Raw genomic sequence first — 23,985 nt, 5'->3', positions numbered from 1 at the left:
CATTAATATTTAATTCACAATTAACAATGGCAGCATTTAACTTTAACGCGGGTCAGAGTAACTATACTGGTGAAGTCCTTGGTGATCTTCTGACCCTTGTCGCCCAGGAGAATGAGACCTACAAGGAGGGTCTTATTCATGTCAAGTCGGGTATTCAGAAAAAGTATGCTCTTCCGCATGTTCGCCTCGGGAAGATTATCCAGGATCACGTCGCAACACCTGTTTCAAGTGTGGGCGAATACGAATTTGCAGAGCGCTATCTGACACCGGAAGATTTTATGATCTATCTGGAGTTCAACCCCCGCGACTTCGAGCAGTATTACAAACCGTTCCAGCCCACCGGCAATCTGGTGTTCCGCGAACTCGATCCCAAGGTTCAGGCGACTATGATTCGTCTGCTTATGGAGCAGGAGCAGGAATATATCAACCAGGCAATCTGGTGTTCGGCTACTCCCACAGAGCACGCAAAGATTTCAAGCAGCGACGGCTCTGTTGCAGCCGGTGCAACCGAAATCGGTGGTGATGCAGAGGCTGGCCCCATGAAGTATTTTAACGGAGCTATCGCCCGTGTACTCATGAACGCCGCAGCCTCCACTACTTCTGAAGATGCAAAGTGCGGTCAGGTCAACATCGCCGGTACCGGCACATTTGCTGATGGTGAAGCTGTAGAGAATGAACTCTACGCAATGTGGGAAGCCACTGCACCCAAGATCCGCAAGAAGGCCGGTCTCGTCATCCTCATGGACTACAAGTCTTGGGACGCTTATAACAAGTATCTCTCGGCAAAAACCATGAAATACAACGACAACCGCAAGGAGAACGAGCATCGTTTCCAGGGCAAGCGCATCATTCCTATGGTTGCTCTTCCCAACGATACAATCTTCATGGGCGTATTCACCACCGGCGTTGACTCGAACCTCTGGATGGGTGTTGATTACGTCAACGATGAGAATGTCCTTCAGGTCGATAAGCTCCAGAACAATTCTGAGCTTTACTTCTTCAAAGCTCTTCTCAAAATGGACGTCAATATCGTTCGCCCGTCGGAAATCACGGCTCATATTCCGTTCAAATATACCGCTGCGTAATCAATCACAACTTTGCAAGGCGGTGTAATAGCCGCCTTGCTTAAATTCTTTACAATTATGGGTAGAAGCAAAAAAAACGAAACAGCCAAATCCGAAGAAGCAGTTGTGGTTGATGTTCAGGTTGAAGAAGGCGTTGCAGCCTCAGAACCTATCGCAGAACAGGAAGCACAGCCGTCAAGCGAAATTGAAGAAATCGAAGAAGCACCCAAGGCCGAAAAAGCTGAAAAAACAGTTAAGGCCCCTACAGTGAAAGAGCCGGTTAAAGATATTTCGCCTCGTGATCTGGAGCTTATGCGCCTATATCCTCAGTATGAGAAAATATGGATTACACCGAAGGGATTTGTGCATCCTGAAGGCGCACCCCAGTTTCTCCTGAAAGGTGCAAAACTTTTCAAAAATAAATTTTTCAACAATAAAATCTAATTCACAATGCCTACAAATACAAACTTAGGTGGAGTTTTTACCACCGACATTGACGGCAAGCGCAATAGCAACGTGTTCCTCAGCACTGAGAATGTCGTAGGTCTTATCTTCGATACCAGTATCGTAGGTGGTCTTGACAAGGCTCTGGGAGAAGATACTCTCGCTGCTATGACTTTTGCCAAGGGCAATGTTGTGGAACTTAATACCACAAAAGATGTAGCTGAGGTCGGTATCGACGATACTGTTCTTGCTGGTATTGCAAAATATCATCTTGACAGTTTCTTCAGTCTGGCCGGTGGCACTCAGCGTATTTTCGTTTCGTTCATGAACAGCGACGAGGATCCTGATTTTGAGGCTGTCGAGCAGATGCAGCTTGCATCCGGCGGTATCATCTATCAGATCGGTGTATGGACTGGCAAGCCTATTGCCAAGATCAACAGGGACGGATCCTATTCGGTAGAGACCGGAAATATCTGTGCAAAACTTGAAGCTGTTGCTGAAGTTCTCGGTGGCAAGGTTGGCATTACCAACTATGAAGGTAATGCACCTCTCAACATTCTGATTTCAGCTCCTATACTGAATGAGGCTGTCATCGACATCAAGAAGCTCCCGGACCTCAGCGGCCTCAATATGCCGAAGGTGACAGCACTTCTGGGCCAGGCTCCCACTGATACAGTTCACGAGCTCATGTATGCGGTCAACCATGTGAACGACACTCCTTCTTATGCCCTCGTAGGTTGCGTGGGTGCAGCTCTGGGCTGCCTTGCAGTAGCTCCTGCAAATGAGAGTATCGCTCATGTCGCCAGCTTCAATCTTGCTGCTGTGATGCAGGATGCAGAACTTGGTTTTGGCAATCTCGTCGATGACGCAGAAAACAAGACCTACGCTTCGGAATCCTCCTTCACAAACATCAAGACCATCGGTTATACAAAGCGCAACGAATATCTGCACAAACACGGATATGTGTTCCTTGTCAACTACGACGGTCTTGAAAACAGCATATTCTTCAGCAGCGACCAGACTCTCAGCACCGGCGACTATCGCACCCTCGCTCGTTGTCGAGTGATGCACAAGAGCCGCCGTGTAGTGCGTAGAGCACTTCTTCCCCGCGTCAACTCCAATGTTGAGGTCGACATCACTTCCGGCAAGCTCTCTGCATCTGTCGTAGCTGAGTTCCAGAACATTGTTATCGAGGCTTTGGATAAGAACATGGTCGAACCCGGCACCGCAAAACCCCAGGTAAGTGGACGCACTTGCACGATTGATCCCGATCAGAACGTACTTGACACCGACGCTATAGATATTCACTATAGCCTCGTTCCTCTGGGTGTAACCGGTGAGATCAAGGTCACTGAGGGCTTCTCCAACTCCATCTAAAGCCAATGTTTAATCAAATAATATAATACAACAATGGCAGCAACAATCAATAATGTAGCATATAGTTGGTCGATGATTCAGCTTCAGACCAACCTCGATGGCGAGAGTGCTCAGAACCCGATTTTCGTTGATTGTACCGCTATCAAGTGGGACACTAAACGTAAGATCGAGTCTATCTACGGACTCGGTGGCCAGCCCCGTAAACGTGGTTTCGGTAATGTGACCTATGAGGCAAGTATCACACTGCCTTATGGCACTCAGGTTGACCTCCGCGACCGCTCAACGGACGGCACACTTCTGGGTCTTGGTGAGTTCAACCTCATCATCTCGTGGGTAAACGACGTAGCCGCAAACGTCACTACCGAAACCGTCACCCTCGCAGGCTGTATTCTGGCCGAAGGTGGTATGGATGCAAATCAGGACGATACCTCTATCACAAGAGAGTTCGATCTCCATCCGCATCGTATCTACACCGGCAAAGTACAGAGCAACGCAAACATGAGCTGGTCACACGAGCTCTACGGTGGAGCCTAATCGGTTTTCTTGTTATACTTCAGTTGGAGAGAGTGGTCAGAAATGGCCGCTCTCTCATATTTTTTTCAAGGTTTACTATTATATATTGACGACGCCAAAAACGTCAAACTGATTTTTAACATTAAAACCAAATAAACTACACAATGGCAAAAGAAAAGAAAAATGCAGAAGCTGTAGCTGAGTTTCAAGCTGCGCCCGCAATCGAACTGGTCGGTAACGTGAACGTACCCCTCGAAATCCGTGAAGAAATCGTCAAGAAGGCCGAAGCTCTGAAGGCCGAACACAAGCTCCGCAAGATCTTCATCGTCATCGTCGAAGGCGAAGAAGGCGATGAAAAGCCGCTGTATATCGGCTATCTGCGCCGCCCCAGCCTCATGCACTTCAGCCAGTATATGAACTTCGTTCAGAAGGACGTGGTTCAGGCCAATAAGATGCTTGCAACCAACGTATTCCTCGCCGGCGACCGTGAGCTTGTTGACGATGATGAGCTCTTCCTCTACGGAACTATGGGTCAGCTTTCGCAGATCATCGACTCCCGCAACGCCGACATGGTAAAAAAATAGAGCGTTGTCGAATAGGCAAAGAGGATGTGTATAGACAACGCCTCGCACTAATGACATACTACTATCCTCATTTGGATTTGAATGACATGACAGATGATGATTTTGCCTTTTGGTCAGAAAACGCCTACTGGGTACATTCTCAAATGCTCATGGTTCAGCAAGCCAATACAGTAGGTATGTTGACAGGAGGTGCAAAATAAATCAAGATAGGAGCTTCACGGCTCCTATTCTTGTTTTTGGACTATTATTATAAAAAGTCAATATGGCACAACTCAGTTATATAAATACTGGGGTCAAGCAGACTCCAGACTTAACTTTCAATATTCCTACAGATGAAAGTGTGGGAGCCTTCTTGTTCGATACAAGTGGTTTTGACAAACCATTTGACAGCTTTCCATTACTATATCATAATTTCAAAGATGGGCAGATACAGTGCATCAAAAATATGGATGATGCACTTCTGTTAGGCATTAAGAATGATGGTTTTCTGAATAACCTTCTCTACTATCATCTCGCTCAATTTTTTGATTTTATCGGAGATAACCAGGCTGTGTATATAGCGATAGCCGATTGTTCTAAGGACTGGGATGTGCTTCAATATATGCAGCAACAAACCAGTGGCCGGATATTTCATATTGGAGTGTGGACTTCCCAGCCAATATGGAATAAGAAGTCTGATGGCACAATGGGATTTACACCACTGATAACAGATCTTCAGGCCCAAGCCAATGAGATTAATGGAAAAATCGGTGTTTCAACTCATGCTATGGTGCCTCTTCACATTATGTTGTGTGGCAATACCAATTATATAGGTGGCGATCAAATCCGCTATAAACAGCTTCCCAATGCCATTGAATTGAATTGTCCTAAAGTATCTATCGCTCTTGTTCAAAATGGCTCTCAGGAAGTCCATCAAATGCAAAGTAACAATCCTCTTCAGGCTCCAGTTTCATCACTGGGATTGATTATGGCTTGTCTTGCTTTATGTGGCGCCGAAGAAAGTATCGCATCTATTGAAAAATGTGATTTGAACAAAAACGAGGGTTTTAATAATCCTGAATGGGGTGTTGGTAGCACCGGCACTCCTATGGATAGCGTACACCGAGTATGGACCAATACCATATCATCCAGAGGCTACATCATCCCAATAGATTATGAGGGGCTGGAGGCTTCATATTTTCTCAGCAGTGACCAAACCTTATGCGAAGGTGACTTCAGCACAATCGCCAATAACCGGGTAATGCACAAATGCCGTAGAGCAATGTGTACGGCACTTATCCCGTATGTCAACAGTAATCACATCTATATTCCAGGTACCCATAATATTAGTGCAACCTCTATCGCAATCATAACAGACTCTATCAATACCATTCTTGACTCTGTAATGAGAAATAAACAAGGTCAAAATCAGATTAATGGCCGTGTTGTGACTTTCTTAGAAAATGATGAGATTCTGGAAAATGATTCAATCTCTATGAAACTGGAAATTGGCCCGGTCAATTATAGCGGATTCCTTTCAGAAGAAGTTTCACATGACATAAATTAAGATATTGTAGGTTTAAGCGTATCAAATAAACCACTCGCCCCAGGTCAATAAAACGGCTTGGGGCTTCTCTTTGACTATTAATAGGTAGCAAATCATTAAGCATTACTACCAATGGCAGATTACAAAGATTACATCGTCAGGTATGACATTATTGCTGATGTAACCAAGGCGGCCGAGGGGCTTCAATCTATTGCGAATATCGCAAAGGAATTTGAAGGCCCAATGAATACGCTTAAAACTGCGATAACTCAGGTTAGCCAGTCGGTATATCAGCTCAAACAAAACTCGCAAATGACATTTGCACCGAAAATTGATGTAGGTGCTTTTAATAATCAGTTGCGAGCTATGGTGACACAAGTCCGTAGTGCCGCCGCCGAAATGCACACAGCAATATTCCAGGCTCTTTCAGGAAACACTGCTGGTACAAAAGTAGCTCAAAAAGGTATTGGTTCTGCTCTTGGTGGAACCAGATCAGTTGCAGCCATAAAGAAGGATATTGAGGCGTATAACAAAGAGTTAGATAAACTCTTAGGTACACCTAAAAAAAATAAAAATGGCAGCGTTGTAAGAGGTCGTGATGGTCTAATCCAGATGAACAAAAATGGATTAGCAAAAGCCACAGCTCAACAGCAGGCAATTTACCAAGAGAGACTTACAAACTTAGAGGCTCAAAAAAGAATGTATCAGCAGCGTATTCAGCAGTGTAAAGCTGAACTTGCTGTTGCAGAAAAACTTGAAAAGGAAACAGCCGCACAACAAGCAAAGGCTGCAAAGGCTCAATCAAAAATTGCAGCTACCCCTACTTCTAAATCAACTGCCGCATCTCAGCCGGCAAAACTCACCAATGTCACTCCAGCCGTTATCCGAGAATGGAAGAAAGCATTTGGTGATGCAAAAAGTAAGGCTCTTACAGTTAACATCAGAGGCAATGCCACTGGTGCTGGTGGCGCATTGACCGTTATAGAGCAAATCCAGGCTTCACTAAAGGCTTTACAATCACAAGGCACATTCAATATCAATCCGATACTGAATACTGAAGGATTTGCCGCTGCTGAAGCTCAACTCACACGTCTTGCCGGCCTAAGTGCTGCTGTCGTTGCTCCATTCACTCCTAAAGACAACAAGACTAAAACTGGTAAATCATCCAGTCTTGTTTCTGCTCTTACCAAGGATGAAAAGACTAAGCTCACAAATGCTCAAAAGCAGATTAAGGTCTGGAATGATAAAATCGCTCCTATCCAGTCTCGTCTTGATGCAAATCGAGCCATTCCAGAAGATCAGCGTACTCCCGCGATAAAAGGGCAAATTACTCGTGATACTAAAACGCTTGCGGCATATCAGGCTAATCGAGCAGAACAAGAGAATATTGTCCGAACTCTTCAGGGAAAATCTACCGCAGCGGCACAAGCAGTTACAAAAACTGTAAAACCTCTGGCTCTTGATATTGTAGGCAATCTCTCAAAAATCAATGTTACAGCCAAACCCCCGGTAATATCAGTTGTAGGAGAAATCACTAAAATCCAAGGTAAAGTTGCAGAAGCTATCCCGGTCAATGTAAAAATAATGGCCGATCAGGTGGCTGCATCTGTAAGATCAATTCCTGCACCAACTTTGGATGTTAGGGTAAACTTATTAACTGATAAAGCCCAGCAGCAGTTACAAACCTTAGCCGCACAACAAGCAAAGGCTGCCCCCAAACCAGTAAAAAGCACTGGTGCTGCCACCTCAACCACACCACACCCCAAAACGAGTGTGGTTGGCACTACTGTTGCGCCCACAGCAAAGGAAACACCAGTTTCTACTCCAGTTAAAGGAAAGAAGTCAGGCACTACAACTCCTATAACTGCAACGATTGATACCAAAGACATAATCAGTCAAATCAAAAGCATCCCACGTCAGACCATACCCGTTGCGGTTAAATTGATGTGGGAGAAGGGTGTTATTGGCCGACAGGAACAAATTAAAAAGATGGCCGGCAGTATTCCTCCCATCAAACTTAATTTGGATATTACGCCGGCAATCGCAAAACTGGAGGAATTTATTACAGCTGTTAAGGCTGCCAGTCCTCAGAATATCAATCTCACTGCTTCTGGTGTAGCTGGAGGCGCCGCTGGTCAGGCTGGCACAACTCCAAAGACTGCTGGTGTTGGTGTTGCTCAAAAGAGTGGTAAGCAGGCAGGACACACGGGCCATCAACCTTTGACTCCAAGACAATATAGAGATCAACTTGGAGCACATTTAGCCAAGGGTGGTATACTTCCTTCAAATTATGCAACTCAGATTGCAGATCAACAACGAAGAAGGGCGTGGCAGCTTGACCAAATGAAGCGAAATGCAATGGCTGCTTTTGCTCAAAAAACGCCTTATGAGCTTGCCGAAGAAGAACGATTAAGAAAATTAGCTCCCACTACTGCTGGAACAGGTAAAAATAAAGTTGCTTGGGGCTCTTCAGCTCCGGCAGCTCACACTGCGCCTAATGGATATAAATGGGTTAGAGCTAACGATCTTACATCATATCTTAATCCTGAACAACAGCAATACCTGGCAAAACTCAGGGGAGATGAAAGTAATGCGCGAGGAAACGTAGCACGAATCCAGTCTCAGATTGCTCGTAGCACTGGGAAGTCTAATGCTCGTCTGGAAGCGGCAAAGACACAATATGCAGCTATCCAAAAGCAAATGGAGCCATATTTGAAACAGATGGCACAGCTTGAGGAAATGAAAAAACCGCTTCTTTCTTTGAAAAAGCCTAATAAAAATCAAAGAAGCGCCATTACCAGAATAGAATCCTCCCAAGCCGCACTACAATCTCAAATTGACCAATATCGTCAGGCACAAGCCCCATTCGCTAATGCAATTCAGCATGAAACAGCATTGATGGCTCGATATGGTACGATGTCAAGTAATGCTCTTTCTGCCGCTACTCAACAACATTCTTCAGCGCGAGCTGCTGTATCAAGATATACAGATGGCTGGAAATTGGCTCAAATAAATCCCAAGGGTAAGCCAAGTGAGTCTAATATTCAGAAAGCTGCTCGTTTACAAGCTCAGGCTCAAAATGCGATGTTGCCCTTTGCCCAAAACAAAGAGCAACTGAATATGCTCACCAAACATCGTCGTTACTTCCGTCAAGCAGTAGCGACCACTGGTATTATGCCCACTCCGGGAATGGAGGCTCCACAAATGCTGAAATATCTGCAAGGAGTATCAACTCAGATGCAGAAAGCAAGTGTGGCGGTGCCTTGGACGTTGCAAAGTCAAATCAATAAACTTGAAGGCGATGTAGCTAAGACCAATGGTGTCGGCCAGCCCACACAATCTCGCGGCACTGGTATGGTGCCTATGCGAACTGGGCAGCCAAAACCATTCTTTGACCGTTCTCGTAGGTGGGCATATCCATTTACGGGCCAGACTTCTTTTGGTGTTCGCACACCTATGGCTGTGGATATGGCCAAGGGTATGGGCGTGATGTTTGCGATTGGTGGTGCAATGTCAGCAATCGGAAGCTCATTCAGTCAGGCTATGGAGTACCAGAACACAATGCGCACTACCCAGGCCATACTTCAGAATGGTACTGACACTTACAGTCAAAATTCATTCAAGAATATGGAAGCAACTGTGCGTAATGTTGGTGTCAAGACAAAATTCTCTGCTCCTGAAGTTGCCAGTGCTGCTCGTTTTCTTGCTATGGCCGGTTATGATATAGATGCAATTAATGCAGCGATTCGACCTATCGCAGACCTTGCTCTTATCGGAGATTCTGATTTGGGCGAGACTGCCGATAAGATGACCAATATTATGACCACCTTCCAGATTGCTCCTGATCGTATGCGTGAGGCAGCAAATATTATGGCTACAACCGCTACTCGATCTAATACCGACCTTATGATGTTGGCCGAGTCAGCAAAATATGGTGGTGGTGTGGCAAATATGTATGGCCGTAATGACCCCAATCTTTTTGCCGATACGATGGCATTATTTGGTGTCATGGGTAATGCTGGTATTCAGGCTTCATCTGCTGGTACTGCTCTCCGTATGATGTATCAGAACCTCTTTAAGCCAAACAAAAATCAGAAGGCAGTTCTGGATATGATGAAACAAAGCTACGGGATCACTACCCTCAAAGAAGATGGTAGTTATCGTGCTATGTCCGACATCTTAATCGAAATGGCCCAGCGCATACCTGAAAATCAAATGGCCTCTATTGTCGGTAATCTTTTCCGAATCACTGCTCAACCTGGCGCCGCTGCAACCTTACTTGCCGCTGCCGGTGGCGATAAAGGGGTTGCCGAAGAGATTGGGACTGGTATCGAAGCTGTGTCGAACAAGATGAGTAGTAAGGCTGGTCTTAGCTCTCTTGTATCTCTTATGCTGGCAAACCGTAATTCCGTCAATGGAAATATCTCTGGTGCTATTGCAGAAGAGAAACAGAACACCATATCAGGTCTGTGGGCACAAGTCACATCAACATTTACTGAAGGCATTGTTCAGGCGTTTGAAAATCGTCAAGGTGGATTTGAAGAAATGTTGAAAAAACTAAGAGACTACCTTGCTAAACCCGAAACAATCCAGATGATGCAGAACCTTCTCGATTTAATCATTGAGATAGGCAAAGTTATGGCGTGGTTTGTCAAGATATGGGCCTCTCTCTACAATGCAGCTCCCGGACTTATCAAATTCTGGATCACATTCCAAATGAGTATTACCCAGATAGGTGCGCTCATTGCTCCTATCATATCTTTGATTGGTGTATTTGACCGTCTCAAAGGCTCCATCATGGCTTTGGCCGGCATATCTGCTGCCGGAGGCACAACAATGACACGCAATGTGGCCGGTCGGGTTGTTGCTGGAGGTGCGGCAAACGCTGCTATAACAAACGCTCCATTCATAGTTGGTTCTGGTAAGTGGGGCACAAACAAGGTTATCCGAGGCAATATCGCTACCAGAGCGCATAATGCTATGGCGGCAAACGCTATATTGGCCGGAGAGTTAGCTCTTAGTGGAGCGAACAAGCGAACTACATTGGCCGCGCTCAATAAAGAGACACGCCAGCACTATGCAGCAGTGCGTGAACGAGCCGTGAGAATGTATGGCTCGGCCAGAGCTGGGCGTGCTTTCCGAGCTGCCATGACCGCTGTGCCAACTATGGCTTCATTCGCTCCGATGTTTGGTGGACTGAAGAGTATGCTTATGGGATTACTTACTGGATTGGCCAAGGCCGCCGGATTCTTGGTAAACCCTGTAACATTGGCTGTTGGTGCTGTGGCTGGACTTGGATATGGTCTCTATAAGCTCAAACAGCGCATAGATGGCACCTCTGAAGCCCAGCAACGTGCAAGAGTACAGGCCAACAAAGCTGCTGATCAAACCCATCGAGAACTTACCAAGGAAGGTCAGTGGTATCAGGATATGATGAATGAGAATATTCCTGAAGCTGCTCCTGTAATATCCAGTATTAACACTACTCAAATCGAGAAATATAATGCGGATAAGCAGAAGTTCAATCAACTTTATGCGACAATTTTTAATGATTTCTCAAAAGATGCAAGTAAGCAGTCAATAAATGATGTTACGACCAAGTGGAAGAATGTCATAACTGCAAATCCAGCTTATTCTCTCGCTATCGGTAATGCACGGAATTATGACTTCTCTAAGAAGCATAAGCAAATGGAGTACAACCTTCATAATGATGCAAGCAATCTTGGTATAGCATTGTGGAATATGTGGCATGCCGATGAAGATACGGCCATAAATCAACGCAATGGTATGGTTCAGGATGCACTTATGATCGAAGGTGCAAATGACCTCCGTACTCAGCAGGCCATACGAGAGATTGCGGAACTCCGTCAAAAGTATCTTGCTGGAGAGACCACATATAAATCTGAAATCGAATATCAGCAGGCAGCCTTTGCCATAAGAGACAGATTCATGTCTCAGTTCACTGCTAAATTGCCTTCTGCCGGAATGACACCTGAACAATTCCAGCAGACAAGCAACCGTAGTGTTTATGACCAGTATCAGTTAGGTGCGCAAAACCTTCTTGATGCAACTATCAATGGTCAAATGGGTACCTTGGTGGGAAAAATGAACGCTTATCAGTGGTTGTCAGATGCAGAGAATCGCGCCAAGTTATACACTGATGAATGGTATAACGCAATCTCCAATATCATTGGTGATTATCACGTTATATACAACGCCGTTTCAGCTGATGGGCAGCAGCAAGCCAATATTGAGTTAATGCTTTCCACTCTTCCGAATGGTCAGTTGAACTTCACGAATATCTTAGATCAAATCCGGACCAAGGTCACAAACTTTAACCTGACTCTTCAAGGGTTCACCGACATTATCGGAACTGCATATAAGATGATGGCCGAAGCTGGAATCATTGACATTAGTGATGCAAATAATCTGAAAAATCAAATCCGTCATCAACTTAATGGTGCTAAATACGGAGATGAAACTCCCAGACAATACTATGCTCAATGGATTGCCAATAATTCCAATTCAGAATGGGTAAAAGCTGGTATCACTGAAAAGCAGTATGTGGACTTTGTGATGGGCAGATCCGGCAATACGATTAATCTTGGTAATCGTGTTGTGACACGTTCCGGAGAGCAACAGCAGATGTATAGCAACATCTCGCGCAAAACTGCCAATACCATCATTGAACAGAACAAACACTTGACGGAAAAGGCAAAACAGTTTGGAAACAACAATTCTGGCACTCAGAATACTCCGACCTCAACACCAACTCCGGCTCCAGCGAAAGACCAGCAAGCATACGCTTCTCACTATGATAGAACTGCGGCAAGACCCACTCAGGTTGTATTCAACATTAACAATCTGGCTAATTTTGACCGAACCACAGTGGCCTCCAGTGCTGAAGAGCGTGATTTGATTGCGACAATGGAAGATAGAATAGCGGGAGCTGTCTATCAGATGTTTGCCGAAGCCTCAAATCAGGCTCAGCGAGTAATGGATCTTACATAATCGTAATGCCGCCAAGTACCGAAAATTTGTCGGGAAAGGCGGCATTTTCATTTTCTCATCACAACACTATTATAGAGTATGAGTACAAGTCTAAATAACCTCGCAATAACATCCACCGGCAGTGCAATGGCTTCTACAATGGGGGCCTTGTTCAATACTTTACAGAGTAAAATTGCCAATGGTGGTAGAGATAGCAACTGTAAATTTTACTACAAAGACGGCGCCGGAGGCTCACTACTTCAAGTAGCAGTCAAAGGGGTTGTCCGGGGAGCTGTATCTGAATTGAAAAATGAAGCGGTCAATGCTTTTAACTCCCTTCTGAATGGTAAGCGAACAAAAGATACTGTCGGTGCAGCATGGGTAGAGTCTGAACTGAAGAAACAAGAAGTTGAGGCTAAGGAATACGGTATGATGCAGGTCGATGGTGGAACCATATACGCCTTGGATGATTGGGGTGGTAAAGCTCCAGAGGCATTGATGTTGGGTATTGAACTTGATCAAAGCATTACTGTCACTCAGAAATTCCCAGTATATCGTACCAAAGTTGTCGATGCAAAGAAAGGTATCTATAAGGAGCAAGAGCCTGATACAGTGAGCAATACCGTAACTACAAAAACCTTGGTTTGGTATGACACTACCGCATTGATTACAATCAATTCCGACAAAAACCTCATAGCCACCCGTGTGACTGGCCGAGACTATAGCCGAAAAGAACTGGTTTCCAATGGCGATATAAAATTCACAGTCTCAGGACAGATTACCAGTGGTAAACCTGACATCTATCCGGCAGAAGATATGCAGAAGTTCTATAAGGTTATGCAATACAAGGGTATCATCAAAATCAATAATATGGTACTTGACCAGCTTGGAATTACCCATATTGTTATTGAGAATTTTAGTGTCTCTCCGCGTCAAGGATACAAGGCACTCCAGCAATACACATTCTCTGCTATCGGCCTCCAGCCTGAAAATGAAATCGAAATTTCTGAAGATACGGTTTCTATCATTCCTCAGAAGAATGTATCGGCCAAGGATGATGATGGCAGCGAATGGATGAAGATGTTGAACAACCAGCTTGAAGGACTGAAGTCTATGGCAGCCGATGCACTCAAACAAGGAATTGGACTCGCCGCCGGTCTGCTGGAAGATGAGTTATAATTATGGCTTCAGATTTAACAGCACTCCGAACTCAGCGACCTGATTTAGTTCAGCAGGTCGAATACACCCTCACGCCCAAATACTATCAGCATAAGGCGTATGAGGATAAACTCGCTATACTCGTTTGTCAGATCAAGATATGGAAGGCTAATGGTAATGATTGGTTTTCCATACCTTCAGCTAATCAATGCCTCACCATTAGAGAATGTGAAAGCATTGAAGTGTCAGACTCAGCAAAAAACCTTATCAATAAGGCTGTAGTTAAATTTCCTCGTGGCACTGTAATCAATCTCTCCAGCAGAAAAGAAAAGGATGTAACAAGTGGCGATAAAGCAGACTCAACTGATAAAGAAAACACTCTTATCACAGCTAATAATGATGGTGATATCACTACTTCTCCGACAGCATTATTTAGTGAAGATGGAATTTCCACCACGTCTATGGCCGCCAACTATGATGATAAGGGATTGATAGATTTTAACAGAACAAAGAATGAGCCGGCCTTATTAAGCCCCAACGATGTTGCGGTTGGAAATCGTATTGAAATCAGACTGGGATATGCTTATTCAGAGACTGAGTTCAAGAAAATGAACACTGCTGACAGTGATCCCAATATGGATGTTGTATTTACCGGCTTTATCACAGCCATTTCAGTAGATACACCTCTGGAATTGGAGTGTACCAATATGGCTCATATCCTTGCCTCTGTCAGTACTCCCAACATATCGGCCAAAGCCACATTAATGGTTAAGGATTTTCTCGATGATGATGGCACATATCATCTCTTACAAGATACCGGCATACCTCTGGCCGCTGCCAGCAAAGGTTCAACCATATCAGTAAGTGGTGGCTCTATCAGTAACAATCTTACAATAGCCGATGTATTGACTGAATGGAGTAAGAGCGGTGTCCTCTGCATAATGGAAACCAAGTCAGACGGCTCTGTTCAACTCCGTGTCGGCTTGACTTATTATGCCGGGAAAGGAGATGGCCTACCGAACAATGATAAGAAATACATCACCTACAATGGGGGAAACAACTCAGTCAAACTCATTCAATTTGACTGGGATGTCGCTCATGACAAGCTCAATCTCAAACGCAATGATAAAAAATATCTTGCAGTTGAAGCTCAGGGGCGGACAAAGGATAATCAGTTTTTTAAGCTGACATTGCGTAAAAATCCCAATCCTGATGATGAGGGGTGGGTAATTGATAGCGATGGCCAGTTTCAGGTTGTCAATCGCCGTAAGGTAAAAGATAGAAAGAAGATGAAATTCGTCAATGGCACCTACAGCACAAAGCGTATTGAAGGACATTTGACGGATCCGGCAAAACTCGACAAATATCACGTCATCCAGTATATCTCAACAAAAGTTGGTATTACGGAGGAAGAGTTGATAGAAGAAGCAAAGCAATATTGGGCAAACTATAATCCCAATGGCATATCCGGGTCGATTGAAATATTCGGAGATCTTCTTGTCCGTCCTACCGACATTATAGGATTGATAGATGTTCGACAGCCTGAAAAGAATGGGTATTACTATGTTGAAGCCGTTAATACCACTTTCGGAATGAATGGTTATCGCCGAGAACTTCATATCCCGTTTAAGATCGCCACATTCTCAAAACCAGTTCAAATCATTTAATCATTATGTCGCTCAAAGGAGGAATCAATAAATATTCCGGCGATGTGCGCCGGTCAATAGGCCAAATGGCTCGTCAAGGTATGACTGGGCCTGATGGCGCAGTGCGCGGAACTAAGAAAATCATAGGGTATGTATGTGCCATCCATGAAGAGGGGGATTTGGCCGGAACTATAGATGTTCAGGAATTTAACTATGAGCCTGATGAATATCCGATTATGGGTACCGGCCATCACGAGGGAGTGCTTCTGTCTGCCATTCAGGATAATTCTAATGGTGTTCTGATTGTTCCCATGCTTTATTCAGAGGTTGTTATTGTTCAGAACCCCACAGACGGCCAGGAATATGTGATTATGTATAGCCACGCAAAGCGTATTCAAATGCTCGCTCATTCGCTTGAAGGAGAGGATGATGGCGTGATTGAAATTGGTGTTACTGAGACAGAAAAACTTGTCGAGACTGATGATGGTTTGGATAAGGATTATTATGAATTGGAGCCAACTAAAAATAAGACCAATACAAAATACACCTGCACCACCATCACTGACCAGATTATTTCCCCGGATGATGAAGAGGGGTTCAAAGAAGAAAAAACTGTTGAGCATAAAATCATCACAGTAGGTGACACGAAAATCACCATTGATGGAGAAAACGTAATGATTGAGACCAGTGGCAAGGTCTCATTTCAAGTCGGAGGCACAACCATTACCGAAGAAGATGGCTCAGTGAATATCAAAACCGATAAAGCCAAAATCGAAACAAGCAGTTGTGAAATCAAAGGCTCCGACGTAAAAGTTGACGGAACTTCAGTTACCATTACCGGTGGCACTCTCAAAACCAAAGGAGTATCAGCTACCGACTTAAATGGACCGTTCAATGCCATTAAAGTGTGTCCTTTCAGTGGTGCCCCTCATTGTGGATCATCAGTTAGTGGAACTTAATTATGAGTAAGTCAGCTTTTGCACAAACAATCATATCAAAACTCAAAAGTTCAATAGGCACTTCTGGCAAAGATTATTCTGCCGGGAGTGCCACTGCCGCTATGAGTGCAGTAGCAGCTGGAATTACTGAGTATCTGATAGCCAACACTACAGTCGTAGTTGCTTATGTTGGTATTATCCCTGGCATTCCACCTGCCCCAGACCCATTAGTGTCCGACACTTTTAAGATTGTTGGCAGTTGCGCTCCCACTGGTCCATCGAATAGTTTTGATAGTTGGATTAAACAAATTGAAACTAATATCATTGCCGGATTTCAGTTAGCTCCAATGGGTAGCGGAGGGTTGGTTTTCCCACAAAAGCCATTTCTGCCGATAGGAATAGTAACAACTCAAGCCAATCTGAAAGCCACACACGATGTAGGAGATAAAGACCCACAACAAAAAGTTTGGGAAGTGGTATGTGGGGAATTATGGACTGGATCAACAGTCTTGCAATGAATGTGACTCCCGGCGCTGCCACTCATCCAACCGTATCATCCACCGGCACAGCAACTATAACCAAAATAACCATAAGTTGAGCCATCAGATTTGACTATTATAGATAAAACGCAGTCAAGAAAGATGGTAAGAGACTTAATCATAGATATGAAGGAGCGCGACTTGTTAACTGAGGACAAGTCCAATGCGTCAGTGCCGATGTTCGACTCATTGTGGGGTAATATCTTCGATGAGGATAAAGAACTTGACATTCTTATCTGTAACATTATTATTCCCGAAGCCTACTGGAGTATTGTAGGATATGAAGATGGCGAAATGACTTGCCGTTTCAAATCTCCATACATACCCAATACCAGCAATTTCAGAATCAGACTTGTAGGATTACGCGATGGCAAGTATTATGTCTTTGAAAGAATCAGAGGCGATTTTGGTTTGCCAGTAAATAGCTATGTCCTTAGCAAGAATATTGCCGCCCCCATACCGGCTTGTATGCTTCCATTCATAGATATTGATGGAGAATTTATGATCAAGATGGTGCAAAACAGCAAGTCGGAGGTACTGGATAAGGCATACATATACTCTGCAAAAAGCACTGACATCAGTATCAATTACAGTGATGATCAGGCTTCGCAGCTCCTGACATTGTGTGCTCCCGGAAAAAGTTATAGATATCCGACAACTGGCGTGGGCATTACCAAATATTTGAATTGTATAGTAGCTCATTCTGATTTACAGAAAGTTCTGGAAGCTCAATTTAACGGCGATAAGAAACCCATTCAGGATGCAGAATTTGATAACGAGACGTGTAAGCTCGATGTGCTTTTTAGCCCTGAAAAGGAAGAATCAGATATAGGCTTAGATGATATTGATGACCTCAATCTCTCATTCTTCAGTCTGTTTACCGATGAATATGTGCGACGCAATGTAGTTCTGAATGAACTATCAGATACCGATTTTATGGAGCTGTTAAATGGCTATCCCTACGTTCTTAATATTCTTCTGTTTACGGACTATACAACCAGTGTTTCCAGAATAGCCAATAAGGTCGAACCCGGTCAATTCAATGGTGTGGGAGAGATTGTTCCAAGTGATCAATACTACATCGTTTCTGCTACCTTAGAGGCGAATACTATAGTTATGTTCAACGATGAGACCGAGGATAATGTAAAGGACGCTCCAATTTTCATCATCAATGATAACGATGAGACCCGACTCTATACCGCATTGGTCGAACAACCATACTGGCTCACTGAAACTTGCCACAAGTGCTTTATCCTAAAGCGCCGGGCAGTGGTGAAATATATGATTCGCCAAGATCAATTCCACGCAGGAAAGGGATTGTATATGGTGCCTCAAACAAGTGCCAATATCAAGAATATGCTTGGACTGGTACAAGACATTCATACCGGCCGACTCCTTGGTATCGTATCAAACAGCACCAACATCAGTGATATGACACTGGATGAAATCACTCAGCATATTTACGCAACTCAAATAAATCAATAGTATGAGTATTAATAATGACAATATAGTCAAAATTGGTGTTGCCTTAAAATGGCGAAACACTTTTGACTTAACCAAGAAATACTACCAAGAGAACGTGGTCACGGCGTGTGGCTGCGTCTTTAGGTGTAAAGTATTGCAGGCCCAGGGGAAATCCCCAATCAAGATGACTGATGACCAAGGGCACATTGTCTATACCAATACTGATGTGTGGGATGTGCTGGTTGATATGGCATATTATTACAATTATGTCGTTGATACTCGCAAACTTACACAGCAAATGTTGGATTATGCCAAGAAACTGGATGAGGCTTTTCAAAAGCAACAGAAGGAAATCGAGGCACTTCAGGAGGACAATCGAGACCAATGGGGTCATATCAACGACATTGAAAAAGTCAATACCGAACAACAGCGGGAGTTAAATTCAATTTTTGACACCATCAGCTGTTTCAGTGAAGGAATCTGGATTGATACTCTTCTGTGGAGTAATGAAACAATCTGGGATAACAACAAGTACGCCATTACTGACGATTTGCAAAATCAGATAAACGTTTTGGACGAAAACCATCGTCAAGACATAGAAGATTTAACTGAGAAGCATAACACAGAAATAAGCGCACTTGCTGCTCATGTCGCACGCCAAGAGAAGATTCAGAGGGGTATCAATGAGTACCTTCAGGATCAGGTGTATGATTTGAATAATTCTTTCAGCTGTTTCAGCACCGGTGTATGGAAAAATGACTTGCATTGGAGCCAGGAAGCATTGTGGGATAACAACAAATACGCTATCACTGATGCTCTTGCTGCTGATATAAAGGAACTTGACGAACACCTATCAAAAAGCGATAAGGCGTTTGAGGAGGCAATGCTTGAAAATGCTAAAGAGCATGGGTTAGTTAATACCCATCTCCAAAAGCATGATAGGGAAATTAAAGACCTTCAGGATCTTATCAAAGAGCACGATGAGCAGATTATCGACCTTATTGATACTCTTGCTTGCTTCAGTAATGGCTATTGGGATAATGGCCTGAAATGGAGCAATGTCGCTCTGTGGGAAAATTCTAATCTGATGTATAATACGTTTGAGGATATTTATTCTCAAATTGAAGGTCATCAGAAATCTATTGAGAATCTGACCAAAGAGATACAGAAAATCAATACTGAGAAGGAAAATACATTAAAGGTTATCAATAAGACTTTTGATGATTTCCGTAAGGAACATGAGGATTTCCGCAAAGAGCATAAAGAGTTTGCCAAAGAGCACGATGAGTTCAAAAAAGAACATCAGGCCATAACCGGCAGACTCGATGGGCTTGATACCAAACAGGAGGGTCAGCAACATGAAATTGATTCTCTTCTTTATCGCATTTCCATTCTCACCAATGGAGTATGGGATAATAATCTCTTGTGGATAAATGAATCTGAGTGGACCAACACAAATTTCAATGGTTCTTGTCATTGCCCGACAGATACCGAAGAACGTTTGGATGAACTTCAGGCAGGTCTTGAAGCCACAACTCAGAGAATATCTGATGCAGAAGATAATATCAAAGTTATCATATCTGATGTTGAGGTAAACGCTTCGGCCATTGCTGATAATGCTGATGAAATTGAAATCATTAAGCAAAATGCGGTCACAGAACACCGAAATGTCGCTTACCAGCTTCGTGCCATAAGACGTGAGCAAACCGCTCAGGATGAAAATATTGCCAAGATTGGAGAACACTTCAGTTGCTATGCAGATGGTATCTGGGGAAATCTCTTCATTTGGGATAATGATCTTCTGTGGGCTAATGAAACTGGGGTTATTACTGGTGAAATTTCTGATCTCCGCGATGACCTTCGTGACACTCGTTATAAGCTGAATGAAGCAAATGAGGACATAATGACCAACCTCTCTCTCATTCAAGCAAATAACAAACTCATTCAGAAAAACATTTCTGATATTCAAGACAATAAGGAGGCTATCGAAGCCACTCAGTCTGAACTTCAGGACACTTCTGATGAAATTCGCAAGGAGGCTCTTACAGAACATCGTCAAGTTGCTTATCAGCTTAGAGCTATTGGACGCGAGCAAACTGCACAAGATGATAATATCGCTAAATTAGGTGAACATTTTGGCTGTTTTGTCGATGGTGTCTGGGGGATCTTTTTATCTGGAATAATGACCACCTATGGGCTAATGGCGCCGGAGTAATTGATGAGGCTATTGCCGATACCAATGAAAGGATTGACGTAATCAGTGAAGAGATTGATAACATCAATCAGAGAGCCGAAGATCATCAGTCTGAATATCAGAAAATGCTCGATGACATCCGAGCTTATAACGGATGTTTTGAGAAAGGCGAATGGGCAGACCCCTTCTTCTGGAATGATACGGATATATGGTACAACTCTCCCAATAGTATCTCCGAAGCAGAGAACGACATCATCAGTCACAACAGCCGTCTGACAGCTCTGGAATCTCAGTTTGCTCTCTTCATTCAGCAATATACTACTCAACAGACTATTATTGAACAGCACCAGAACCAACTTGAAACATTAATGGATTGCTTTACAGTCCTTAATGTCGGAAAATGGCAAAATCTATTGCTTTGGGATAATACCTCAAAATGGTCAAATGCCCTGATTACTGAAGCCGCAGCTTCTGTAGGAACTGGAGGTTCTTCGACTGTCACAGTAAAATCTTACGATCCCGATACAGCTACGGTCACAATCTAAAAACTCTATTTACGAGGGAGTAATGACTCGTAATTTTATATACTTCAAATAAATAACAAAATGGCAGATCTTAAAGTTACACGCTTTGTCATTGGTGGAGAATCCTTCGTCATCCCAGCAGCTGCTTCTGACCAGGCAGGTTTGATGTCTCCTGAAGATTTCAACAAACTTGCCGGCATTTCAGCAGGTGCAGAAGCTAACGTACTGGAAGGTGTCAAGGTTAATGGGGTTGCTCTCAGTATCGCTTCCAAAATTGTCGATATTCTGATTGCAACGGGTTCGACCAACGGCACCATCTCAGTGCAGGGAACTGATGTTCCTATCAGGGGCCTCGCTGCTCTTGCTTATAAGGCCAATGTGTCAGCTGATGAGCTGGACGCAGCTTTGAAGGCGGTTATCGACGCTAAAGCCGAATCTTCTGAGGTATCTACCCTCAGTGGCAAAATCGACACCCTTAACGGCACTGGATCCGGGTCAGTTTCCAAGGCGATCACAGACGCCTTCAACGACTTCGCCACCAAGGTTTCCGATGATGGTGTAGTAAACTCCTACAAAGAACTCATCGACTGGGCTGCTGAACATGGTGGTGAAGCTGCTCAGATGACTGCGGCAATTACCAACATCGAAAATCTTTTGACAGGGATTGGTGGTGAAGGTGATCCCGCTACAGTCAAGGCCGCTATTGCCGCCGCAATCAACGACCTCAACATTGGTAACTATTATACCAAGACTGAGGTAGATACCGCTCTGAATGGCAAAGTCAGCAAAGAGGATGGTAAAGGTCTTTCTCAGAATGACTTTACCAACGCATTCAAATCCAAACTTGACGGAATACAGGACGGTGCCACCGCAAACACTGTAGCGTATGACGCTGCCACTCAGACCGTCACGCTTTCCGGATTCTCAGTAGTGGAATAAACTCTAAAAACTTATCGCAATGGCAGATACTTCAAAAAAATTCCAAACACTCAAAATAGCAGGTCAAGATTTTAGTATTCAGTCTTGCTGGGAGCAGTTAGGACTTACTAAAACTTATATGCTTGCTCTTTTGAGTCGTGATGAGTACACTCCCGTTGCGACTCAACAGCCCACTGAAACAGACACTCTATATACAGACCCGGCAAGTGGGAACCTCGCTGGTTTCCACGCTGGGCAATGTGTAATCTACCCCGACAATCAAGTTTCTGATGGCTGGGGGCTTTCGATTGCTAAGAATGTAGTTCTCAATGCTCAGGGAATACCTACCAAAATCGCTTGGTTCCACGCCACTGAGATGGAGAAACGGCTTAGTAATCTGGAAGAAAAATTCATAATCACCCATTACGGCGTAATAGGTACTGGATTATGGATTAATGAGTATCCTTGGCAACAGGACGCTGTGTGGGATAACGGGATTTAGAGTTTGAATGACTCGATACTATTATATATAAACCAACAGTTTTTTAATTCAATTTTTCAACATGGCAGAAAAAGTTTTAACAATGGAAGATGACTGGGGTGCAAAGGGTGCCCAGGCAACTGGTGCTCAGGTCCAGAAATTCTTGAAAGATCAGATCAAGTCTCTGCATGACAAGGACGTCGCTCTTCAGAATCAGGTCGACACTCTTTCCAACAATCAGCTGGAAGCTAACCCGCAGCTTCAGGCAGCCACTGACGGCTGTTTCGTGACCTACCACCGTAAGAGCGATAACTGGCCTCTCGCTGTTCCCTACTGGAAGTGGGCTGCCCTCGAAGCCGCTGGCGAAGTTGCTGATGGTGTTCTCGTTCTCATTGACGGTCAGGCACCAATCATCGTTTCTCCCACCGGCACTCAGCTCAAATGGTCGAAAAACGCTATCGCAGTCAATGCCGATACCGGCGGCGACTACAACAAAGCGTATGTTGACTACTCAGGCAAGACCCGCACCGCCGCTATCATGGCCAAAGGTGTCGAACTCTTCGGTGAAGAGGAAGAGACCTGGACCCAGTTTGCGCCTGCATGGTGCAACGCCTACGATCGCTCCTACATCAATGACGATGGCGAAACAGTCGGTATCGGCGCTGGACAATGGTGGCTCCCCTCTATCGCAGAGCTGATCACCATCTGGAAGCACAAATACGCCATCAATCTGTGCCTCTCAGTCATTTCGGGCGCCAGCCCGCTTGTTGAGTCCTGGCATTGGTCCTCGACTGAGGGCTCGGCGACGAACGCTTGGCGCTTGTACCTGAACGACGGCAGCCTCTACTACTGGGGCACTAAGGCCACGGGCAGCGGCTACGGCCGCGCTGTGGCAGCATTTCATTAACCCTTTATCTCTTCAACCCTTCAACTCTTCGGAGCGTTAGCGACGAGCGAGCGCAGCGAGCATTAGGGTTGAAGAGATACACACATTCAACTTACCTCGGAGCGGTCGCCGTTTTGGAAGGTTCAGGATTAGTTCCAGTACTCTGAGGTAAGCAATGTGTGCTTTATAGGGTTTCTATAATGTTATGCGGATAAACTGATTATCTACTGGCAATCAGTTTGTTATTGTAAAAATGATGAAAGCAGTGTTTCTTAATACTCCGTTGCAATGGCTTTATCTAACGAATTGCCGGTTTATGTTGAAACCTATCACTACATTCAAGCAGTGATTGACACTCAAAAGAATTTTCCAAGGGATGTAAAACACACCGTTGGTCAAGAATGGATCAAAATTGCTATCTCATTGCCGACATTCATTGTTAAGGCAAATATGTTCAAGAGTGAGCGAGAAGCATATTTGACCGACTTCATCTGTGAGTTTGAACACTGCAAACTGATAGTTAGACTTGCTGGCGATAATCGTTGGATAAGCCGGAAGCAACAATCCAATCTCATGTATTTGGAGGCGACTATCGGCAAACAAGTGACAGCATGGAAGAACGCATCGAAAAAGAAGTATCGCAAACGCACTTCTGCGGATGAGACTGATTGATCGGTGCAACGCACAGAGTATGGAAATTTAAGGATGACCATAGAGTATGCGCTTCTGTGAGAAATGGG

The 23,985-nt window shown here is 44.3% G+C and carries 18 protein-coding genes; all 18 read left to right on the top strand.

Annotated features, from left to right (window positions below; genetic code table 11):
• The first annotated feature begins 26 nt into the window (after window positions 1–26).
• The gene (locus E7747_RS10930; RefSeq protein WP_136415941.1) at window positions 27–1,085 is read left to right on the top strand and encodes a hypothetical protein; all 1,059 of its coding nucleotides are present in this window, start codon (window positions 27–29) and stop codon (window positions 1,083–1,085) included.
• Between the two features lie 57 nt (window positions 1,086–1,142).
• Window positions 1,143–1,508, top strand: a complete 366-nt coding sequence (locus E7747_RS10925; RefSeq protein ID WP_136415939.1) for a hypothetical protein — start codon at window positions 1,143–1,145, stop codon at window positions 1,506–1,508.
• Between the two features lie 6 nt (window positions 1,509–1,514).
• Window positions 1,515–2,885, top strand: a complete 1,371-nt coding sequence (locus tag E7747_RS10920; RefSeq protein WP_136415937.1) for a DUF2586 family protein — start codon at window positions 1,515–1,517, stop codon at window positions 2,883–2,885.
• A gap of 33 nt (window positions 2,886–2,918) precedes the next feature.
• A complete protein-coding gene (locus E7747_RS10915) occupies window positions 2,919–3,419 on the top strand; it encodes a hypothetical protein (RefSeq protein WP_121698816.1) in 501 nt (166 codons plus the stop codon).
• 143 nt (window positions 3,420–3,562) lie between these two features.
• On the top strand, window positions 3,563–3,982 hold the full coding sequence (locus E7747_RS10910) for a hypothetical protein (protein WP_136415935.1): 420 nt from the start codon (window positions 3,563–3,565) through the stop codon (window positions 3,980–3,982).
• Window positions 3,983–4,244: 262 nt separating this feature from the next.
• On the top strand, window positions 4,245–5,528 hold the full coding sequence (locus tag E7747_RS10905; RefSeq protein ID WP_136415933.1) for a DUF2586 family protein: 1,284 nt from the start codon (window positions 4,245–4,247) through the stop codon (window positions 5,526–5,528).
• A gap of 111 nt (window positions 5,529–5,639) precedes the next feature.
• On the top strand, window positions 5,640–12,518 hold the full coding sequence (locus E7747_RS10900) for a phage tail tape measure protein (RefSeq protein ID WP_136415931.1): 6,879 nt from the start codon (window positions 5,640–5,642) through the stop codon (window positions 12,516–12,518).
• Window positions 12,519–12,644: 126 nt separating this feature from the next.
• Window positions 12,645–13,676 carry a DUF6046 domain-containing protein gene (locus E7747_RS10895; RefSeq protein WP_164913118.1) on the top strand — a complete coding sequence of 344 codons (1,032 nt, stop codon included), beginning with the start codon at window positions 12,645–12,647 and terminating at the stop codon, window positions 13,674–13,676.
• Between the two features lie 2 nt (window positions 13,677–13,678).
• Window positions 13,679–15,322 (top strand): hypothetical protein, encoded by a 1,644-nt coding sequence (locus tag E7747_RS10890; protein ID WP_136415927.1) that lies wholly within the window; start codon window positions 13,679–13,681, stop codon window positions 15,320–15,322.
• A 5-nt stretch (window positions 15,323–15,327) separates the two neighbouring features.
• Window positions 15,328–16,260: a hypothetical protein gene (locus E7747_RS10885; RefSeq protein ID WP_128701901.1), complete on the top strand. Its 933-nt coding sequence runs from the start codon at window positions 15,328–15,330 to the stop codon at window positions 16,258–16,260.
• A 2-nt stretch (window positions 16,261–16,262) separates the two neighbouring features.
• Entirely contained in the window at window positions 16,263–16,757 is a 495-nt protein-coding gene (locus tag E7747_RS10880; protein WP_136415925.1) for a hypothetical protein, read from the top strand.
• 147 nt (window positions 16,758–16,904) lie between these two features.
• Window positions 16,905–18,263, top strand: coding sequence for a hypothetical protein (locus tag E7747_RS10875; protein ID WP_136415923.1), 1,359 nt, complete (start codon window positions 16,905–16,907; stop codon window positions 18,261–18,263).
• A 1-nt stretch (window position 18,264) separates the two neighbouring features.
• Entirely contained in the window at window positions 18,265–20,457 is a 2,193-nt protein-coding gene (locus E7747_RS10870; RefSeq protein WP_136415921.1) for a hypothetical protein, read from the top strand.
• Window positions 20,458–20,561: 104 nt separating this feature from the next.
• Window positions 20,562–20,981 (top strand): hypothetical protein, encoded by a 420-nt coding sequence (locus tag E7747_RS10865; RefSeq protein WP_136415919.1) that lies wholly within the window; start codon window positions 20,562–20,564, stop codon window positions 20,979–20,981.
• A 144-nt stretch (window positions 20,982–21,125) separates the two neighbouring features.
• Window positions 21,126–21,899, top strand: coding sequence for a hypothetical protein (locus E7747_RS10860; protein ID WP_136415917.1), 774 nt, complete (start codon window positions 21,126–21,128; stop codon window positions 21,897–21,899).
• 19 nt (window positions 21,900–21,918) lie between these two features.
• Complete coding sequence (locus E7747_RS10855; RefSeq protein ID WP_136415915.1) at window positions 21,919–22,380, top strand: hypothetical protein; 462 nt, start codon at window positions 21,919–21,921, stop codon at window positions 22,378–22,380.
• Between the two features lie 61 nt (window positions 22,381–22,441).
• Entirely contained in the window at window positions 22,442–23,266 is an 825-nt protein-coding gene (locus tag E7747_RS10850) for a DUF1566 domain-containing protein (RefSeq protein ID WP_136415913.1), read from the top strand.
• Between the two features lie 267 nt (window positions 23,267–23,533).
• Window positions 23,534–23,917, top strand: coding sequence for a four helix bundle protein (locus E7747_RS10845; protein WP_136415911.1), 384 nt, complete (start codon window positions 23,534–23,536; stop codon window positions 23,915–23,917).
• Window positions 23,918–23,985 lie beyond the last annotated feature (68 nt).

It is taken from the genome of Duncaniella dubosii (assembly GCF_004803915.1).
Lineage (GTDB): Bacteria > Bacteroidota > Bacteroidia > Bacteroidales > Muribaculaceae > Duncaniella > Duncaniella dubosii.
Note: the sequence above shows the minus strand (reverse complement) of the source record. Positions and strands in the feature narration are given on the sequence as shown.

Coding starts and splice junctions, on each gene's coding strand:
- E7747_RS10865 (WP_136415919.1), top strand. CDS start 20,562: ATGCTCGATGACATCCGAGCTTATAACGGATGTTTTGAGAAAGGCGAA.
- E7747_RS10890 (WP_136415927.1), top strand. CDS start 13,679: ATGGCTTCAGATTTAACAGCACTCCGAACTCAGCGACCTGATTTAGTT.
- E7747_RS10900 (WP_136415931.1), top strand. CDS start 5,640: ATGGCAGATTACAAAGATTACATCGTCAGGTATGACATTATTGCTGAT.
- E7747_RS10895 (WP_164913118.1), top strand. CDS start 12,645: ATGGCTTCTACAATGGGGGCCTTGTTCAATACTTTACAGAGTAAAATT.
- E7747_RS10870 (WP_136415921.1), top strand. CDS start 18,265: ATGAGTATTAATAATGACAATATAGTCAAAATTGGTGTTGCCTTAAAA.
- E7747_RS10845 (WP_136415911.1), top strand. CDS start 23,534: ATGGCTTTATCTAACGAATTGCCGGTTTATGTTGAAACCTATCACTAC.
- E7747_RS10915 (WP_121698816.1), top strand. CDS start 2,919: ATGGCAGCAACAATCAATAATGTAGCATATAGTTGGTCGATGATTCAG.
- E7747_RS10925 (WP_136415939.1), top strand. CDS start 1,143: ATGGGTAGAAGCAAAAAAAACGAAACAGCCAAATCCGAAGAAGCAGTT.
- E7747_RS10885 (WP_128701901.1), top strand. CDS start 15,328: ATGTCGCTCAAAGGAGGAATCAATAAATATTCCGGCGATGTGCGCCGG.
- E7747_RS10850 (WP_136415913.1), top strand. CDS start 22,442: ATGGCAGAAAAAGTTTTAACAATGGAAGATGACTGGGGTGCAAAGGGT.
- E7747_RS10860 (WP_136415917.1), top strand. CDS start 21,126: ATGTCTCCTGAAGATTTCAACAAACTTGCCGGCATTTCAGCAGGTGCA.
- E7747_RS10875 (WP_136415923.1), top strand. CDS start 16,905: ATGAAGGAGCGCGACTTGTTAACTGAGGACAAGTCCAATGCGTCAGTG.
- E7747_RS10880 (WP_136415925.1), top strand. CDS start 16,263: ATGAGTAAGTCAGCTTTTGCACAAACAATCATATCAAAACTCAAAAGT.
- E7747_RS10855 (WP_136415915.1), top strand. CDS start 21,919: ATGGCAGATACTTCAAAAAAATTCCAAACACTCAAAATAGCAGGTCAA.
- E7747_RS10930 (WP_136415941.1), top strand. CDS start 27: ATGGCAGCATTTAACTTTAACGCGGGTCAGAGTAACTATACTGGTGAA.
- E7747_RS10905 (WP_136415933.1), top strand. CDS start 4,245: ATGGCACAACTCAGTTATATAAATACTGGGGTCAAGCAGACTCCAGAC.
- E7747_RS10910 (WP_136415935.1), top strand. CDS start 3,563: ATGGCAAAAGAAAAGAAAAATGCAGAAGCTGTAGCTGAGTTTCAAGCT.
- E7747_RS10920 (WP_136415937.1), top strand. CDS start 1,515: ATGCCTACAAATACAAACTTAGGTGGAGTTTTTACCACCGACATTGAC.